The organism is Prochlorococcus marinus XMU1412, assembly GCF_017696315.1.
Taxonomy (GTDB): Bacteria; Cyanobacteriota; Cyanobacteriia; order PCC-6307; family Cyanobiaceae; genus Prochlorococcus_A; species Prochlorococcus_A marinus_AF.
Genome location: NZ_JAAORJ010000004.1, coordinates 572176 through 589578, shown reverse-complemented (window position 1 = coordinate 589578; position 17403 = coordinate 572176). Strand labels below are relative to the sequence as shown.

General features: G+C 32.6%; 16 protein-coding genes. 7 read left to right on the top strand and 9 right to left on the bottom strand.

All coding sequences use genetic code 11. The annotated features are described in order from the left end of the window. Positions 1-9: 9 nt before the first annotated feature. Positions 10-948 carry an acyl-CoA desaturase gene (locus HA152_RS09705; protein ID WP_209135794.1) on the bottom strand — a complete coding sequence of 313 codons (939 nt, stop codon included), beginning with the start codon at positions 946-948 and terminating at the stop codon, positions 10-12. A 75-nt stretch (positions 949-1023) separates the two neighbouring features. On the opposite strand from HA152_RS09705, the gene HA152_RS09700 reads away from it, so the two are divergent. From HA152_RS09700 to HA152_RS09680, 5 genes are all read left to right on the top strand, one after another. Then, positions 1024-1722, top strand: a complete 699-nt coding sequence (locus HA152_RS09700; RefSeq protein WP_209135793.1) for a hypothetical protein — start codon at positions 1024-1026, stop codon at positions 1720-1722. Between the two features lie 18 nt (positions 1723-1740). Next, positions 1741-3033: an aminotransferase class I/II-fold pyridoxal phosphate-dependent enzyme gene (locus HA152_RS09695; RefSeq protein ID WP_209135792.1), complete on the top strand. Its 1293-nt coding sequence runs from the start codon at positions 1741-1743 to the stop codon at positions 3031-3033. A 2-nt stretch (positions 3034-3035) separates the two neighbouring features. Continuing rightward, on the top strand, positions 3036-3425 hold the full coding sequence (gene gcvH, locus HA152_RS09690; RefSeq protein ID WP_011819279.1) for a glycine cleavage system protein GcvH: 390 nt from the start codon (positions 3036-3038) through the stop codon (positions 3423-3425). Positions 3426-3470: 45 nt separating this feature from the next. Then, positions 3471-6380: an aminomethyl-transferring glycine dehydrogenase gene (gene gcvP, locus HA152_RS09685; RefSeq protein WP_209135791.1), complete on the top strand. Its 2910-nt coding sequence runs from the start codon at positions 3471-3473 to the stop codon at positions 6378-6380. A 129-nt stretch (positions 6381-6509) separates the two neighbouring features. Continuing rightward, the gene (locus tag HA152_RS09680; RefSeq protein ID WP_209135790.1) at positions 6510-6758 is read left to right on the top strand and encodes a hypothetical protein; all 249 of its coding nucleotides are present in this window, start codon (positions 6510-6512) and stop codon (positions 6756-6758) included. 12 nt (positions 6759-6770) lie between these two features. Here the strand turns inward: HA152_RS09680 and HA152_RS09675 are convergent, their stop codons facing one another. The 6 genes from HA152_RS09675 to rpmI all read right to left on the bottom strand — a co-directional run bounded on the left by HA152_RS09675 (position 6771) and on the right by rpmI (position 11256). Continuing rightward, positions 6771-7904: a glycosyltransferase family 4 protein gene (locus HA152_RS09675; protein WP_209135789.1), complete on the bottom strand. Its 1134-nt coding sequence runs from the start codon at positions 7902-7904 to the stop codon at positions 6771-6773. Positions 7905-7931: 27 nt separating this feature from the next. Then, the gene (locus tag HA152_RS09670) at positions 7932-9125 is read right to left on the bottom strand and encodes an NAD-dependent epimerase/dehydratase family protein (protein WP_209135788.1); all 1194 of its coding nucleotides are present in this window, start codon (positions 9123-9125) and stop codon (positions 7932-7934) included. Between the two features lie 166 nt (positions 9126-9291). Then, positions 9292-10086 carry a thiazole synthase gene (locus HA152_RS09665; protein ID WP_209135787.1) on the bottom strand — a complete coding sequence of 265 codons (795 nt, stop codon included), beginning with the start codon at positions 10084-10086 and terminating at the stop codon, positions 9292-9294. A 2-nt stretch (positions 10087-10088) separates the two neighbouring features. After that, positions 10089-10646 carry a tetratricopeptide repeat protein gene (locus tag HA152_RS09660; protein ID WP_025945506.1) on the bottom strand — a complete coding sequence of 186 codons (558 nt, stop codon included), beginning with the start codon at positions 10644-10646 and terminating at the stop codon, positions 10089-10091. 36 nt (positions 10647-10682) lie between these two features. Further along, a complete protein-coding gene (rplT, locus tag HA152_RS09655; protein ID WP_025923700.1) occupies positions 10683-11030 on the bottom strand; it encodes a 50S ribosomal protein L20 in 348 nt (115 codons plus the stop codon). Positions 11031-11058: 28 nt separating this feature from the next. Continuing rightward, positions 11059-11256, bottom strand: coding sequence for a 50S ribosomal protein L35 (gene rpmI, locus HA152_RS09650; protein ID WP_002806185.1), 198 nt, complete (start codon positions 11254-11256; stop codon positions 11059-11061). A gap of 91 nt (positions 11257-11347) precedes the next feature. On the opposite strand from rpmI, the gene HA152_RS09645 reads away from it, so the two are divergent. Both HA152_RS09645 and HA152_RS09640 read left to right on the top strand, forming a co-directional pair. Continuing rightward, positions 11348-12901: a SpoIID/LytB domain-containing protein gene (locus HA152_RS09645; RefSeq protein ID WP_209135786.1), complete on the top strand. Its 1554-nt coding sequence runs from the start codon at positions 11348-11350 to the stop codon at positions 12899-12901. 12 nt (positions 12902-12913) lie between these two features. Then, positions 12914-14215 (top strand): glycosyltransferase family 2 protein, encoded by a 1302-nt coding sequence (locus HA152_RS09640; RefSeq protein WP_209135785.1) that lies wholly within the window; start codon positions 12914-12916, stop codon positions 14213-14215. Position 14216: 1 nt separating this feature from the next. Here the strand turns inward: HA152_RS09640 and HA152_RS09635 are convergent, their stop codons facing one another. Next, positions 14217-15974 carry a DNA polymerase III subunit gamma/tau gene (locus tag HA152_RS09635; protein ID WP_209135784.1) on the bottom strand — a complete coding sequence of 586 codons (1758 nt, stop codon included), beginning with the start codon at positions 15972-15974 and terminating at the stop codon, positions 14217-14219. A 57-nt stretch (positions 15975-16031) separates the two neighbouring features. Continuing rightward, entirely contained in the window at positions 16032-17399 is a 1368-nt protein-coding gene (gene clpX, locus HA152_RS09630; protein ID WP_209135783.1) for an ATP-dependent protease ATP-binding subunit ClpX, read from the bottom strand. Between the last annotated feature and the right edge of the window lie 4 nt (positions 17400-17403).

Here is a 17403-nt window from a genome sequence, read left to right as displayed (position 1 = left end):
ACAATATAGTTAATAATAAGACCTAGAGGGTAACTTTACTTTTTTTGCTAAACCAAATTTCGCAAGAATCTTAATATGTTCCCATGTTATGTCTATCTGACCTTTAAATAATCCTTGTTTTGCTGAATTGGGAAATGCATGATGGTTGTTATGCCAACCTTCTCCAAATGTTAATGCAGCAACCCATGCATTGTTTTTAGATGAATCACCACTTTCAAATGGTGCTTTACCCCAACAATGCGTCGCGGAGTTTACTAGCCAAGTTATATGATAAACAACCACAAGCCTCAATGGAATTCCCCAAAGGACTAGAGCCCATCCTCCAACTCCTAATTTTTGACCTATTGCGTACAATGAAAGTCCAATAGGAATTTGTAAGAATAAAAAATATTTATTTAAAAATCTATAGTATGGATCCTTTATTAAATCTGCACTAAGTTTTGGAACAGCTTTGAGTGCTTCTACGTCTTTAAACATCCAACCCATATGACTCCACCAAAACCCCTTTTTACTATTGTGGTGATCTACTTCAGTATCTGAAAAAGAGTGGTGATGCCTATGTAAACCTACCCAATCTATTGGTCCATGCTGGCAACTTATGGCTCCACAGGTAGCAAAAAATCTTTCTAACCATCTTGGCACAATGAACGATCTGTGTGATAACAATCTGTGATATCCAAGGGTGACTCCTAAACAAGCAGTTACCCAGTAAAAAAATAATAATGAAGTGACTGCAGGGAGGCTCCAAAATTTTGGTTGTATAGCTACAAGAGAAAGAATATGAATTGCAACCATAAAAACTATTGTTCCCCACGTTTTATGTAGTCTTGGAGGATATTTTTTTGAATGACTGGAAGGTTCAAGTAATTTTTCTGAGAGTTCTATAACTTTTTCAGCTGGAACAGGTTTTTTTAATTTTGCTGTTTCTTGGAAAATTAATGAATTCATGATATTGAAATACTATTTTCAAAATTACCGATATGTAATATTATCATACTATACTATTGATAAGTTTAATTATCTGTGAGTCCCGGATATCGCGATAAATTATCTAGAGGTCGAAGGGCTATGGCTCATTTGATACACCTTTGGCATGAAAGAAATGGTTGGTCTCACAGAGTATTGCCATTACTTTCAGAAGTTCTTGATTTAGGTAAAGTTCATAATTCGCAAATTTCTAATCTTAGGAATGGGAAGTTATCTTCGCCAGGTCCTGAAGTATTTCTTGCTTTAGCTCAAGTTAATACGATTCTTGATCAAGGTATTGAAAAAATAAGGGATCGTTTTGAAAGCGATTACCCAGAGTTATGGAAATCTTTGGAAGAGTCTGCATTACCCTTAAAAAATGATTATGGTAATCCATTGTCGGCAGGGGAGTTATTCGAGATATTTTCAGGATTAAAACCTCTACCTTCATCTTTTGACTGGTACATAGAAGATGAAGAAGCTTCTGCTTTAAGTGATGCTCTTTCAGTGCATTTTTGTCAGAATAAGGCTTGGAGATCATGTAAAATGCAGGTAATGGAAGCATATGCTGTCAATAAATCTGCCCGTAGAGAACGTTTTGCTGAGGTAATTGCAGGAATTAGAGATTATACGGCAGAAGAATTAGATGGAGAACTTCTTGATTTATATGAAGCTTCAAAAAAACTTTCTTATTTTCAGGGTAGGGGACCTAATGCTTTCCTCGCAGAATTAAGAAATCTAGCTTCTGAAAAATAACATTAATTTTCATAATAAATGACTCTTGACAATAACTTAAAACTGGCTGAAAACGCTGTTCTTTCTGTCGAAGAGAGTTTAAGTAAAGTTTTCCAAGAAAGGTCCAATCAGGTTTTCCAGAAATTAGAAAATATTTTGACAATTTTTAAAGAAGAAAAAGTTTCTAGTAGTCATTTCAATCAATCTTCTGGTAGTGGTCATGATGATATATCTAGAGAAAAAATTGATGCGGTTTTTGCAAGATTGTTTCTTGCAGAAAAGGCTGCTGTGAGGATGCAATTTGTAAGTGGAACGCATGCAATAAGTTCTGTCTTATTTGGAATTCTTCGACCTGGAGATGTAATGTTATCTCTTACAGGACAACCATATGATACGTTAGAAGAAGTCATAGGAATTAGGGGAGGAGGAAAAGGCTCACTTAAAGATTTTGACATTGAATATAAGCAAATAAATATCTGCGAGAATTTTGATTCTTTTGAAGAAAAAATTGTTCATTCTTTTGAAAAAAATTCATGCAAATTAGTATTCATACAAAAGAGTTGTGGATATAGTTGGAGAAAGTCTCTTACGAATCATCAGATAGAGAAAATTTGTAGTCTTATTCATTCCCTTGATCCTAATTGTATATGTTTTGTTGATAACTGTTATGGGGAGCTTGTTGAAGACAGTGAACCAATTTCTAAAGGGGCAAATATAATTGCTGGATCATTGATTAAAAATTTGGGAGGAACAATCGTTCCTACTGGTGGCTATGTTGCAGGAGATGCAGAGTTGGTTGAGATGGCATGTTCTAGATTAACCTCACCAGGCATTGGTTCTTCTGCAGGAATAAATTTTGGACTAGGAAGATTAATTTTGCAGGGTTTGTTTTTAGCACCACAAATTGTTCACGAATCACTAAAAGGTGCTGATATGGTTGCAGCAGTCTTTAAAAATTTGGGATATAAGGTTTTACCAGAGCCAGCAACTTATAGATCTGATCTTATTCAGTCAGTAAGATTGAATAATCCTGATTTGGTACAAAAAGTTTGTCAATCTTTTCAAAATTCTTCACCAGTAGATTCTTTTCTGAATGTTGTTCCATCATCAATGGATGGATATGATTCAAAATTATTAATGGCAGGAGGTACATTTATTGAAGGTAGTACAAGTGAATTTTCTGCTGATGCCCCTTTAAGAGATCCTTACAATATTTTTGTTCAAGGTGGTTCTCACATAGCTCACATCAAAATTGCATTAATTCGATTATTATCTGAATTATTAGAGGAAAAATTAATTTCAAAGGATTCTCTACTTCCTTTATCTACTTAATCATGTCTTACAAGTTTCCAGACAACCTCAACTATGCTGATACTCATGAATATGTCTTGGAAGAAAATGGATTACTAAAAATTGGAGTTAGTGAATTCGCTATAGATCAATTAGGAGATATTGTTTTTGTTGAATTAGCTGATGAAGGGGCGACTTTAGAGAAAGGCGAGACTTTTGGAACAATAGAATCAGTTAAGGCCGTAGAGGAAGTCTATCTTCCTTTTTCAGGGGAAATAGTATCTGTAAATGAAAGTGTTATTGAGAACCCTGAGCTTTTACAGAATGATCCGATTGGAGAGGGTTGGTTAGTCATTTTGAAACCAGAATCAAAAGCATCAATTGCTGATTTGATGACTTCTGAGGAATATCAATCAAAGGTTGTACCAAAATAAGGCAAATTTTTTAAAAAGAGCTATTTTAAAGAAAAATATTTTAATATGACATCCAAATTTGGGTCTGATTTGTTTATAGATAGGCATCTTGGGTTAGGAGATAATGATGAAAGAATTATGCTGAACAAGCTTGGTTTTAATAATATTGATCAATTTATAAATCAAGTTATTCCTGAAGATATTCAGCTTAAAGATAAATCTTCAGAAATATTGCCCCAAGGTTGTTCAGAAATTGAGGCTTTAAATGAATTAGAAGAGATTGCGAATAAAAATACTAAAATGAGATCTCTAATAGGCCTTGGTTATTTTGACAATCACATGCCTAAAGTAATCCAGAGACATGTTCTCGAAAATCCAAGGTGGTACACGTCTTATACTCCATATCAAGCAGAAATTGCACAAGGAAGATTAGAAGCTCTATTTAATTTCCAGACTATTGTTTGTGAACTAACAGGATTTCCTGTCGCCAATGCATCTTTGTTAGATGAGGGTACTGCTGCTGCAGAAGCTATGGCCATGAGTTTTTCCGCAAGAAAAAATAAATCTTCAAAAGTGTACTTAGTGGAATCAAATGTTTTTGACCATACTTTTAATGTTCTACAAACCAGAGCAAAACCTTTAGGAATATCCTTAAAACGCTTTACTCAAAGCAATCTTCCTAATCACGATGATGTTTTTGGAATGTTGTTGCAATTACCTGGTAAAAATGGGGAATTATATGATCCCACATTCTTAATCTCCCAAGCACATAGATCAGAAATCATTGTTACTGCATGTATTGATCCACTGGCACAAGTTTTGATTCAACCAATTTCTGAATTTGGTGTCGATGTGGCAGTGGGTAGTATGCAAAGATTTGGTGTTCCAATGGGTTTTGGTGGCCCCCATGCAGCATATTTTGCTTGTAGCGAAAAATATAAAAGGCTGATACCTGGAAGAATTGTTGGGCAAACTCTATCTAAAAATGGAGAAAAGTCTCTAAGACTAGCATTGCAAACAAGAGAGCAACATATTAGAAGGGAAAAGGCCACTAGTAATATTTGTACTGCACAATCTTTGTTAGCAATAATTTCTTCTTTTTATGCTATTTATCATGGACCCTCTGGATTAACGCAAATTGCTAAGAGATTAGTGGAGTTGAGAATAAATTTAGAATCAAGTTTAGCTGCTTTAGGTTTTGATATTCCTGATGGGATTAGATTTGATAGCGTTGATGTTTATTCTGAGCATTCCCACAGGATCCATAATGAAGCTTTAAAAAATGGCTATAACTTAAGAATTTTGCCGTTGGGAGCAACTATTGAAAATTCAACTGGCTTTGGGATCTCTTTAGATGAGCTTAGTAATGAAAAAGAAATCAAAGATATTTTGACTTTTATTGCAAACCTTATAGAAAAAGAAGAAGATATAGAGCATATAAAATTCGATAAAGTATTTCATCTTGAAAGTTTAGCTTTGAGATCCAGTGCATGGATGCAGCAAGATATATTTACAAATTACCAAAGTGAAACTGAATTAATGAGATATATATTCCGACTTGCTGAAAAAGATTTTTCTTTGGTAGATGGGATGATGCCATTGGGAAGCTGTACCATGAAGTTAAATTCTTCAGCAGAGTTAAATCCAGTCTCTTGGGCTAATTTATCTTCTATTCATCCTTTTTCCCCACCAGATCAAACTAAAGGCTATTCAAAAATCATATCTGACCTAGAAAAATGGATAAGTGATATTGTTGGTTTAAAATCAGTTTCTTTTCAACCAAATGCTGGCTCTCAAGGAGAGTTTGCAGGCCTATTGGCAATAAATTCTTATTTTGAATCAAAAGGTGAACTGTTTAGAAAAAAATGTTTAATTCCTAAAAGTGCTCATGGAACAAATCCAGCAAGTGCAGTTATGGCAGGTTTTGATGTGTTAACTGTTGAATGTGATGACGAAGGAAATATTGATTTTCAAGATTTGTCGATCAAGGTCAAGAAATTTGATAACCAAATAGGGGCTCTTATGTTGACTTATCCCTCTACTCATGGAGTGTTTGAATTACAAATCAGAAAGATATGTGATTTAATTCACTCTGTTGGAGGATTTGTCTATTTAGATGGAGCAAATTTGAACGCACAGGTTGGATTATGTAAACCGGGGAATTATGGTGTTGATGTTTGTCATTTGAATTTACATAAAACATTCTGTATTCCACATGGAGGTGGTGGTCCAGGAGTAGGTCCAGTTGCTGCATCAGAAACTTTAAGCCCATTTCTTCCTACTCATTCCTTAATGGATAATAATTTATCTAATAGTTCCAATTACGTATCTTCTGCCAAGTATGGGAGTGCAAGTATTCTTCCAATAAGTTGGATGTACATAAAAATGGCTGGTCTTAGTGGTTTAAGGAAAGCAACTGCGCATGCAATTTTATCTGCAAATTATATTGCGCATTCTTTAAAGCATAAATTCAAGATTCTTTATAAAGGAAAAAATAATTTTGTCGCACATGAATGTATTTTAGATTTTAGAGATTTAAAATCCAAAACTGGTTTGAGTGTAAATGATTTAGCTAAACGATTAATAGATTATAGTTTTCATGCCCCAACTATCAGTTGGCCTGTTCCTGAGACCATAATGATAGAGCCTACTGAAAGTGAAAGTTTGGTTGAATTGGATAGATTTTGCGAGGCTATGCTATTGATTGGAGAAGAAATCAGCGAAATAGAAAAAAATATTGAATTAAAGAATAATAATGTAATAAGTAACGCTCCTCATACGCTGAAAGAGTTAATTGCTGATAATTGGCATTATCCTTATTCCAAAGAAAAAGCTTCTTTTCCTTATAAAAGTCCAAAATCTATTAAGTTTTGGTCTTCAGTTTCTAGGATCAATAATGCATATGGTGATCGCAATTTAATTTGTTCTTGCAATATAAATCAAGGAGAGACTTTCGAAGAAAAAAAATGTGCTTAAAGGACTAGCGTCCTTGAATTTACTTAGTTATTATCAGTGAGAATAAAAATTTAATATTTTCTTATAGAATTTTTTTAAATTTTTTTATTAAAATATTCAAGCATCAAATTTTTTGGGGTATTTGAAGCTATGACCAAAGATTTTAAATCTGGTAATGTTAAGCACCTGCCAGTTAAAAATGTCGACTTACCAAATTTTGTCAATAATTTTTCAGGAGATAACTCAAACATTTGTTCCATTGAGGGAACTAATGTTATAAGAGTGCCTTTTGGTAAAAAATTCTCAAAGAAAAAAAGGCCTGAAAAGAATCAAAACATTGCTACTCTAATACTTCCTTTAAGTTCGTATAGCAGTCCTACACCTCCACACGTAGCATAATTAAGATTTAGTTTAATCTATTTCTTTGAGAGTATCTGCATAATAATTTTGCAGTTGTAACGTTGCTTGATTCCAATCCCATTTTTCTGCTTCGCTTCGTGCCTCTTTCCTCATAACTTCTCTTTTATCTTCATTTTCTAGAATTTTTTTTGTCGCTTCAATCAAACTCTGTTCCCCATTATCTTTTTCATCAGGATCATATAAACAACCATTAACCCCATCGCTAATAATATCTGGAATCCCCCCCTTGTTGGCTCCGATCACTGGACATCCTGCTGCCATAGCTTCTAATAAGACTAACCCAAGTGTTTCTGTACTTGATGGAAATAAAAATATATCTCCTGACGCATAGGCGCTAGCAAGCTCATCACCAGATAAATATCCTATGAAATTAGTCTTGGTATTTTCGAAGATTTTTTCAAGCTGGTTTCTATATGGTCCGTCACCTACAAGTGCTAGGCAAGCATTAGGGATACTTTCTAATACTGGTTTGATTCTCTCAATTTGTTTTTCTGCTGATAATCTTCCTACATAAATCAATAAGTAATTAGCGTCGTTATATTCCCCAAATAATTTTTTTCTCATTTTCTTACTTCTCAAATCTGGTCGGAAACTGTAAGTATCTACTCCTCTTTGCCATAGAGCAGTCCTTTGAATACCTTTATCTTTTAACTCATTTACCATAGCGGTGGATGTACATAAATTTAACAAGGCTTGATTATGTGCTGCTTTAAGTAATTCCCACAAAAGTGGCTCTAACATACCCATACCGTAATGTTCTAGATATTTCGGAAGATGAGTATGATAACTTGCAATTAAAGGAATATTATTAGTTTTCGCTAACCATATGCCCCCTAAGCCTAGTACAGCTGGATTAACAACATGTATCAAATCTGGGTTAAATTTTTCTAACTTATCTGAGACTGCTGGACCTGGTAAACCAAGCTTCAACTCTGGGTATAAGGGTAATGGCATTGCAGCAACTCCGACTACAGTTGCGCCCATATATGACTCTGGACACCCTTCGGGACAAAAAATTATAACTTCATCACCATTTTTTATTAAAAATTCAATCGTTTTAGTCAGTCTTGTGACTATGCCGTCAACTTTAGGTAAAAAAGTTTCAGTAAACAATGCAATTTTCACTTTCTTAAGGTAATTATTTCAGAAATTTTAATTAGTTTTTATGGCCTCAGCTTGTTTTTTAGTCCACGATGAAACACAAGGTATGCGTTTCAGATCACATCTATTGGAGTATTTTTTAGCAACTTCAACAACTTCTTCTAATAAACCATTATCCAGAGTCGTTGGGTTTAAACCTAATTCTATAAAGCATTTATTATCAACAATCAGATCATTTTCTACTGCTTCATTCCTAGGATTTGGCAAATAATTGATATCAGCACCTGTTAGAGACGCAACTTTTTTGGCTAGTTCTCCAACTTGATGACTTTCAGTCATTTGATTAAAGATTTTAACTCTCTCTCCAGGTTTTGGAGGATTTTCAAGAGCAAGTTGTACACATTTAACAGAGTCTTTTATGTGTATAAAGGCTCTTGTTTGCCCTCCTGTTCCATGAACACTTAATGGATATCCAATTGCAGCTTGCATTAGAAATCTGTTTAGAACAGTTCCATAATCTCCGTCGTAGTCAAATCGGTTTGTTAATCTAGGATCTTTTAAAGTTGCCTCTGTATTTGTTCCCCAAACGATACCTTGATGTAGATCAGTAATCCTTACAAGATCATTTTTGTTGTAGTAAAGAAATAATAATTGATCTAAAGTTTTAGTCATATGGTAAACACTACCAGGACTTGCAGGGTGTAATATTTCTTCTTCAAAGCGACTTCCATCTGGTTGTGGCACTTCAACTTTTAGATAACCTTCTGGAATTGTTGCACCTCTATGTGATCCATATCCATAAACTCCCATTGTTCCTAAATGTACAACATGAATATCTAAATTACTCTCAACTATTGCGGCAAGAAGGTTGTGGGTGCCGTTAACATTATTATCAACTGTATATCTTTTGGTAAAACTAGATTTCATCGAGTAAGGCGCTGCTCTTTGTTCTGCAAAATGGATCACAGAATCTGGCTTTTCATCAATGAGCAAATTGAGTAATTTTTGATATTGTTTAGAGATATCCATGTTAAGAAATCTCATAGGCTTACCTCCAATTTCTTCCCATGCAGAAAGCCGTTCTGTTATCGAAGCAATTGGAGTTAAAGATTCTACCTCTAGATCAATATCAATTTTTCTACGACTTAAATTGTCTACAATAATTACATCATGATTTTGCTCTGCTAAATTCACCGCACAAGGCCAACCGCAAAAACCATCTCCACCTAGAACAATAACTTTCACTCAGAACTCCAGAATTAATAGATTCATAATATATTTATTAAATTACTACAGTGCGCTTCCAATTTGCGAAAAAACATTGAAAATAGTTTCAAATCTTCTTTCTTAATATGATAAATAAAAAAATAACTTTTTATTCTCTTTTAAGAACTTTGCTCAATGAAGATAATTAGATAGATATGTTTTTTTCCGGTGAACTTGCTACTGCAAAGTCTTGTTTTTTAATTCTTCCTGCCAGAAAAGCTTTCCTGCCAGCTTTTACTCCATAATTTATCGCTTGAGCCATTAGAGGAGGATTTGCAGATTGTGCTATTGCACTATTGATTAAAACACCATCAGCTCCAATTTCCATAGCTTGAGAAGCTTCACTAGGCACCCCAATTCCTGCGTCAATTATTACTGGCACTTTTGCATTTTCAATAATTATCCTTATATTTGATAGATTTAATAAACCTTGGCCGGAGCCTATAGGCGAGCCCAATGGCATTACAGTTGCACAACCTATTTCTTCTAGTCTTTTTGCAAGAATAGGATCTGCATTGATATAGGGAAGTACAGCAAAACCCTTTTTTATTAAAATTTCGGCTGCTTTAATGGTTTCTATTGGATCTGGTAGCAAATACTTTTTGTCAGGAATAACTTCTAGCTTCACAAAATTATTTTCTTCTTGACCAGACAATTTTGCAAGTTCTCTTCCCAAAATTGCTATTCTCACTGCCTCATCGGAATTAACACAACCAGCTGTATTAGGAAGCATCCAGTATTTTGTCCAGTTGATCTTTTCGAGTAAATTTTCTCCGGTCTGATCATTCTTAATTCTTCTAACAGCGACGGTTATAATTTCCGTGTCAGAATTTGACAAACTTTCCACCATATCTTGAGTAGATTTGTATTTGCCAGTACCAACCATTAATCTACTGGAAAATTGTTTTCCACCAATTAGTAAAGAAGAATAATTTTCCATATTTAGAATCCCTTATCTTTAATACCTTTATAAGGTTCATAATTGTTTCTTTTTTCTAACTCCTTACTTTTTTTAATTGCTGTTTTGTTTTTTGGATCTATCACCAAAACTTTTTGATAAGTTTCATATGCCAAGTCGTACTCAAGTAAACGCTGTTGTGCTGATGCGAGGTTATTTAGGGCTATAGGATATTCTGGAAGTGATTTTATTGCAGATTTATAGTGTTTAATTGCTTTCTTAAATTCATTTTGAGCAGCATAAGAAAATCCTAAAGCATTATTTATTATCGCTTTGGCTTCATCAGGTTCATTTTCATAATTTTCAATTGCTTTTAAAAAAGTTTTAGTTGCTTCAGAATATAATCTTTTTTTTATCTGAATAGACCCAAATTCATATAATTCTGTGGCTTGAGTGAGAGAATCTAAACCTTTCTGCTCGAATTTTACTAAATTTAATTCTTCACTTCTTGTTTTTAGAAATTGTCTGAATACAAAAATAGAAATTATTATCAATACAACAAAAAGAATTATTAAATAAGATTGAAAGGAAGATATTTCCATTATTTATAATTACTTTTCTAGATTATATTCTTTTTTCTACTTACTAACGGAAGAAACAATTTTTTCAAAACACTTAGGATCGTTTAAGGCTAATTGAGCAAGCATTTTTCTGTTGATGATAATTTCTGCATTTTTCATCCCATTTATTAACTTGCTATAGTTTGTTCCATTTATTCTCGCAGATGCGTTAATTCTAGAGATCCAAAGTCTTCTAAAATCTCTTTTTCTTCTTCTTCTATCCCTATACGCATTACAAAGAGCTTTCATCACTCTTTGGTTTGCGGTTCTGAAAAGATTTTTGTTGCCGCCTCTAAAACCTTTTGCAAGATTTAAGATTTTGTTTCTTCTTTTTCTGGCTATGTTGCCTCTTTTTACCCGTGCCATGAATATCTAATAAAAATTGGTTAAAGATTTATGCGTATGGAATCATTAATTTTACATTATCAGCATCTCTTTCATCAACTACGGCTTTTGTTGATAGATGTCTTTTTAATTTTGAGCTTTTATGATCAAGTAAATGATTATGGAAAGCTCTTCTTCTCATGAATTTACCCGTCGCAGTAGCTTTAAATCTTTTGGCAGCTGATTTACGAGTTTTTAGTTTAGACATTTAAGTCAAATGTGTTTAATTAGGATAATCTAAACCTTTATACGCATTGGTGCAAATTAAAGTTTTTAATTGATAAGGAAAGTTCTAATTTATGAAACTTAAATTTGCCTTTTTAAACTTATTTTTAGGCTTTATTTCTCTTTTAATAATAAACACTAAATTTATTTCAAATGCAAAAGGAGAAGAATTACTAAAGGTTGAACTCCATAATGAAATTAAAAAAGGAAAATTTTTAATTGGTTTAAAGCAACATTTAGGCGGCGAGAATGATAGTTTTTCGGAGAAAAAGAATATAAACTTTACAACTAATAAAGGTTTTTTAAATTTGATATCGTCCAACGGTATTAAACATAAATCAAAACAGATAAATATTACCTGGGCGGATATTCCCGTCAAAAATCCAAAAACAATTGAAAGAATTGTTTTTGGTCCTTTTGCTAGCTATGAATCGGCAAAAAAACAATCAGACAAACTAAGAGATAAAGGATTTGAGACTACTGTTGCCTACCCTAAGAATTGGGAAGTATGGATTCCATTTCAAGATGATCTGCCAGAGTTTGAATTGAAAAATAAGATTTTCAGAAAAATAAAAAATTTTCAAATTACTCCTCTTCTTAGAAATGACTACAGTAGTATGCAACTTGAAGGTCCTATATATATTTATTCTGAAGAGAAAATAAAAATAAATGGTGTAAATTTTGGCAAAAATTTTTATTTAATAAAGGATTTATATGGAACTTGGACCTTAGTTCAAAAAATTGAATTTGATGACTATTTGGCAGGTGTTTTGCCATATGAAATTGGACCGAATTCTCCTTTAGAAGCACTCAAGGCTCAAGCAGTTATTGCAAGAACTTGGGGCATATTTAATTCTGATAGATTTAATATGGATAAATATCATTTATGTATAAGCACTCAATGCCAAGTTTATAAGCCTTCTGAAATTTCATATAAAAACGTACAAAAAGCCATAGACGAAACTTCAAATTTAATTCTCACTCATGAAAATCAACCAATAAATGCTTTTTACCATGGCTCTAATGGTGGAGTATCTGCTACTGCAGGCGAGTCTTGGCAAATTCAAGATTATTCTTATTTCAATTCAATCATTGATGGTTCTAAATCATTAAATAAAATTTTTAAACTTCCAATTACAAATGAATCTTATTTAAATAATTTTTTAGATTTTGATAAAGAACAGTTTTATGGGAGTAATCATTCTCTTTTTCGATGGAATAAGAAAATTTCTAATCTTGAAATTAAAGAAAAGTTAATTAAAAACAAACTTATAAATATTAATGAAGATGTTTTGGATTTAAATTCTATTGAACGTGGGTCTAGTGGCAGAGTGACAAAATTGGAAATACAAACGGACAAGGGTAATAAATCTATTGTTCTTGTTAAAGATGATATTCGACGGGTATTAAATTTTATACCTAGTAATTTGTTTACTATTAATAAATTAAATGATGATTTATGGCTTTTGAGAGGAGGAGGTTTCGGTCATGGTGTAGGTTTATCTCAGTCAGGAGCAATTGAAATGGCTAAATTAGGATTCTCTTATGAACAAATATTGAATCATTACTATCGAAATGCAAAACTAAGAAAATTTGAGATATTGTCTCAATGGAAGTTAAGTAATTAACAATTTACTTTTATGAGTAAGGGTTTTTATAAAAATCGAAGATTGAAGTCGTTTATATTTCTTAGTGCTTGTTTTTTAGTCGCTTTTATTCCTCATGCTAACAATATCGAAAATTTCTTTTACATAATATTGACTCTTTCTTTTGTGATTGTTTTTTACGGTTTAATAGTTATTTCTAGAAATTTCAAAAGGAACAATGTTTTAAATACTGTAAGCAGAAGAATTAGCAATAAAGAGTTACCTGTGCTTGATATTTTAGTTGCAGCTAGAGATGAAGAGAATGTCATATCAAGATTAGTTGAAAGATTATTTAGTTTAGATTATCCAACCAATAAATTAAATATTTACATAATCGATGATGGTAGTTCTGATAAGACGCCCTTAATTTTAGATCGATTATCTAGACAATATGACAAGCTAAAAGTCATAAGTCGTTCTCCAAATGCAGGAGGAGGAAAGTCAGGAGCTTTGAATTATGCCTTGAAATTTACCCATGGTGAATGGCTATTAGTTTTGGATGCTGATGCTGAATTAAAACAAGATTCTTTGATAAGGTTATTTAGTTTTGTAGAAGAGGGTGATTGGTCTGCAGTTCAACTAAGAAAATCAGTAACAAATGTAAGTAAGAATTTTTTAACTTCCTGTCAGTCAATGGAGATGGCTATGGATGCAATCTTTCAATATGGAAGATTATCAGTTGCTGGAGTTTCCGAATTAAGGGGAAATGGTCAATTAATTAAAAAAGAAACATTATTAGCATGTGGTTCTTTTAATGAAGATACAGTTACAGATGATCTTGATTTGAGTTTAAGATTATTATTATCAAAATCTAAAATTGGAATCTTATGGGATCCTCCAGTCATGGAGGAGGCAGTTGAAAATTTAAATGCTTTATTAGCGCAAAGGCAAAGATGGGCAGAGGGGGGGTTGCAAAGATTCTTCGATTATGGAGATCAATTATTTACTAATAAAATTGATTATTTGCAGAAATTTGATTTAACTTATTTTTTCATCTTGCAATATGCATTACCAATCATTTCTATTTTTGATTTAGTTTTCAGTATTGCTTTTTTAGATTCACCAATTTACTGGCCTATTTCATTTACAGCTTTTATGTTATCTGGAATTGCTTTTTGGTACGGTTCTTCTTGTAAAAGTGAAGTACCTGTATTGCAAAAAAGCAATTTTTTGATGGTATTTGTATCGGTTTTTTATTTATCACATTGGTTTTTAGTAATCCCTTGGGTAACTATCAAGATGTCTATTTTTCCCAAAAAGATACTTTGGCGAAAGACTCTTCATACTGGAGTTTAATCTATTCATCAATTTCTATAATTTCTCCATTAAAAAAATTTGCTAAGTTTTTTGAACTATCATCATAAGTTTCCTCGTTAGATATTTTTGTTGACGAATTAGTTTTTGGTTCTATTTTTTTTATTGGTGGGAAATTATTTACTTCATTTTGGGTTATTTCTGGAGTGTTTGTTGGGTTACTTTTATTTAATTGTTTGGTTGAAAATTTAAGTATTATTCCATCTCCAAATATCTTTTTTACAGTATTTTCAATTATAACTTTTCTGCTTTTTATCATACTTTCCCAGTTTGGAGATAATGCAATTGTGATTTTTTCCGAATCAATACTTTCAAGTTCGGCTTGTTGTGAAAGTAACATTCTTGTTGATGGTAACTCTACTTTAGAAAGAATTAATTCCCATTTATCTTTTAAATTTGATCCAGGATTATTTTGGTCATTTTCAGAAATATTTTCAATACTTTCTTTTTCAAGAACTTCAAATTTTACTAATTTTTCGTCTTTTTTTTCGATCAATTCCTTGTGCTTTATCTCTTCTTGGATACTTGGTTTTGGCATCTCATCTGAAATATTTTTTTTATTAATTGGAATGTTTTTTTTACTTTCATGCTTCTCCTCAGTCGTATTATTTTTACTTTCTTGTTTATTTTCAAAACTATTTATCTCTTGACTATCCAGAAGACCAGTTAAATGTATTTCAAACCAAAGCCTTGGATTATCACTTGATTTGATTTGATATTCAATATTTCTCAGATTATTATGCCAATTAATTATTGTGGATTTATTTATTGTTTTTGAGATTTTATCTAACTCATCTCGAAATTCATCAGACGTATAATAAAGATCTGAATATTTATTATTATTAGTGTGTAATAGTAGATCTCTTGTTATGTTCAATAATCCGATAATTATTTGAAGAGGTTCGTTTCCGGCATCATATAATTTGTTGCAGGTGTCAATTAATGACTCTGGATTATTCTCAACCAATGATTTAATCAGATTTGTTAATTCACTTTCTGATACTTCTCCTAGGAGGTTTTGGATATTATTAGTTGTTATCCCTTCAGGTAAAAGATTCAATTGTTCAAGGAGGCTTTGTGCATCTCTCATACCTCCATTAGACCTTTTTGCAATCATTTTTAACGCCTGAACTTCGTACTTAATCGATTCTTTTTCGGCGATTTCTGATAAATGTTCAAAAATATCACTAGGGCTTATTCTTCTGAAATCAAACTTTTGGCATCTACTTTTTATTGTATTTAATACTCTCTCAGGATTTGTCGTAGCAAGTATAAATACAACTCTTGAGGGCGGTTCTTCAATAGTTTTCAGTAAAGCATTTGAAGCTGCCGTTGAAAGCATATGACATTCATCAATTACATAGACTTTCCATCTCGCTTGAGTAGGTGCAAATCTCGCTCTTTCTATAATTTCTCTTATATTTTCTACTCCTGTATTTGATGCGGCATCAATCTCGATAATATCTAGAGCGCTCCCATCTGTAATTTGTCTACATAAGTCACATTTACAACAAGGAGTTATCGTAGGTTGGTCGAATGCCTGGCAATTTAGAGATTTTGCAAATATTCTTGCACTCGATGTTTTTCCAGTGCCTCTTGGACCATTAAAAAGATATGCAGGAGCAATTTTTTTTGTTAATAGAGCTTGTTTGAGTGTAATGGATATAAATTTTTGCCCAACCAGTTCGTCTAAGTTATTTGGTCTATATTTTTGATGAAAAGGCTTATGTATATTTGGCATTTATTTTTCATTAATTAGAAAAATTAGGGATTCAATTAAAAAAATTAAACTCTAATTTTATGCAGACTCTTTGATGATTCTTTTTGATCCTGAAGGTAGTTTAACAATTTTAGATGAGAACAGATTATCTACCATTTTTTTCGTAATTGTGAATTCTTTTACATTTTCTTCAGAAGGCAAAGTGTACATTATGTCTAGCATTAGCTCTTCAATTATTGATCTTAATGCTCTTGCACCTGTTTTTCTTTTGTATGCTTCATTTGCTATCGCTTCAACAGAATCAGGCTCAAATGATAATTCAACATTATCCATACTTAGCAAAGTTTTGAATTGCTTTACTAATGCATCTCTTGGTTGAGTTAAAATAGATTCTAAAGTTTCTTTAGTAAGACGATCTAATACAGCACAAACCGGAATTCTTCCAATAAATTCTGGAATTAGGCCATATTTCACTAAGTCATCTAATTCTAAATTTTTCAGGGAATCTCTTGGGTCTACTATTTTTTTTGTATCAATTTTGTTTTGATCTGAATTGGTGGTAAATCCTATAGAGTGTTTACCCATACGCTTTTGAACGATATCCTCTAAACCTATAAAAGCTCCCCCACAAATAAATAGTATTTGACTCGTATCAATTTGGATGCAGTCATGATAAGGATGTTTTCTTCCGCCTTGAGGTGGCACATTAGCAATTGTTCCTTCAAGCATTTTTAATAATGCTTGCTGTACCCCTTCACCGGAGACATCTCTAGTAATTGAAGGATTCTCGCTTTTTCTTGCAATTTTATCTATTTCATCAATATATATAATTCCTTTTTGAGCTAGTTCTACATTCATTTCTGATTTCTGTAGAAGTCTTAAAAGTATGTTTTCTACATCCTCCCCAACATATCCAGCTTCTGTCAAAGTCGTTGCATCAGCTACTGCAAAAGGAACATCTAAAAACTCTGCTAAAGTTTGCGCCAATAATGTTTTTCCACTTCCAGTAGGGCCGATGAGTAAAATATTTGATTTTTGTAATTTAGTTGCTTGTGAATCAGTTGAATTGCTATTTTTACTATCTTCTTTAACTTTCCAAGCTAATCGCTTGTAGTGATTGTATACGGCTACTGATAATATTTTTTTTGCAGATTCTTGTCCAACAACTTGATTATCTAGAAAACTTTTTATTTCTAATGGCTTAGGAATTGAGGTTAATTCTAAAGGAACAGATTTTTTTGGATTATCAGTTGGTAATTTCTTTTTTACTTGTGGAGAGTTGTTTGTGTTCGCTTGATTATCAAGTAGTTCTTCGTCGAGAATCTCATTACAAAGGTCTATGCACTCATCACAGATATAAACCCCAGGACCAGCTATAAGCTTTCTTACTTGGTCTTGTGACTTCCCGCAAAATGAACATTTAAGATGGGCGTCGAATTTAGCCATCGAT

Excerpts from the sequence above, each read along its gene's own strand:
- HA152_RS09680 (WP_209135790.1), top strand. The coding sequence starts at position 6,510 with ATGACCAAAGATTTTAAATCTGGTAATGTTAAGCACCTGCCAGTTAAA.
- clpX (WP_209135783.1), bottom strand. The coding sequence starts at position 17,399 with ATGGCTAAATTCGACGCCCATCTTAAATGTTCATTTTGCGGGAAGTCA.
- HA152_RS09645 (WP_209135786.1), top strand. The coding sequence starts at position 11,348 with ATGAAACTTAAATTTGCCTTTTTAAACTTATTTTTAGGCTTTATTTCT.
- rplT (WP_025923700.1), bottom strand. The coding sequence starts at position 11,030 with ATGGCACGGGTAAAAAGAGGCAACATAGCCAGAAAAAGAAGAAACAAA.
- HA152_RS09660 (WP_025945506.1), bottom strand. The coding sequence starts at position 10,646 with ATGGAAATATCTTCCTTTCAATCTTATTTAATAATTCTTTTTGTTGTA.
- HA152_RS09665 (WP_209135787.1), bottom strand. The coding sequence starts at position 10,086 with ATGGAAAATTATTCTTCTTTACTAATTGGTGGAAAACAATTTTCCAGT.
- HA152_RS09705 (WP_209135794.1), bottom strand. The coding sequence starts at position 948 with ATGAATTCATTAATTTTCCAAGAAACAGCAAAATTAAAAAAACCTGTT.
- HA152_RS09640 (WP_209135785.1), top strand. The coding sequence starts at position 12,914 with ATGAGTAAGGGTTTTTATAAAAATCGAAGATTGAAGTCGTTTATATTT.
- gcvH (WP_011819279.1), top strand. The coding sequence starts at position 3,036 with ATGTCTTACAAGTTTCCAGACAACCTCAACTATGCTGATACTCATGAA.
- rpmI (WP_002806185.1), bottom strand. The coding sequence starts at position 11,256 with ATGTCTAAACTAAAAACTCGTAAATCAGCTGCCAAAAGATTTAAAGCT.
- gcvP (WP_209135791.1), top strand. The coding sequence starts at position 3,471 with ATGACATCCAAATTTGGGTCTGATTTGTTTATAGATAGGCATCTTGGG.
- HA152_RS09635 (WP_209135784.1), bottom strand. The coding sequence starts at position 15,974 with ATGCCAAATATACATAAGCCTTTTCATCAAAAATATAGACCAAATAAC.
- HA152_RS09695 (WP_209135792.1), top strand. The coding sequence starts at position 1,741 with ATGACTCTTGACAATAACTTAAAACTGGCTGAAAACGCTGTTCTTTCT.